The organism is Rhizobium sp. 01T444 (genome assembly GCF_056398305.1).
The window spans coordinates 1-540 of sequence record NZ_JBFTPD010000376.1; the positions used below are offsets into that span (position 1 = coordinate 1).

Consider the following 540-nt stretch of genomic DNA (forward strand, 5'->3'; position numbering starts at 1 on the left):
GTGCTGCGCGGAGCCCGCGCCGGAGGAGCCGAAGCTCACCGTGCCCGGCCTGGCCCGGCAGCGCTCGACCAGTTCCTTCACCGTGCGCGCGGGCTGCCTGGGGCTGCAGATCAGCAGGTTGGGCGTGACGCCGACCAGCATGAGGGGCGTGAAGTCGCGGTCGACGTCGTAGGGCAGGTTGGGATAGAGGCCGGGCGCGATCGCGTGATTGCTGATGTTGGTCATCAGCAGCGTGGCGCCGTCGCCCGCTTGCTTGGCGACGAAATCGGCCGCGATCACGCCGGCCGCGCCCGCCTTGTTCTCCACCGTCACTGGCTTGCTCCAGAGCACCGAGAGCTTCTGGCCGATCACGCGCGCCATGACGTCGGTGCCGCCGCCGGGCGGAAAGCCGACGAGGATGCGCACCGGCCCCTCGGGCAGCGTGGCCTGTGCGTGCACCCAGGGGGCGGACCCCGCGGCAAGCGCGGCGGTGAGGAAGTGTCGTCTCTGCATGGGCTTTGTCTCCTTCGTGTTGTCGGGTCTCACAGCGCGGCCGTGAGC

1 protein-coding gene is annotated in these 540 nt (G+C 70.6%); it reads right to left on the bottom strand.

The window, feature by feature from the left end; translation table 11 throughout:
- A partial coding sequence (locus AC1DTN_RS39025) for a Bug family tripartite tricarboxylate transporter substrate binding protein (protein WP_477925599.1) occupies positions 1–492 on the bottom strand: 492 nt, incomplete at its 3' end.
- Positions 493–540: the final 48 nt, after the last annotated feature.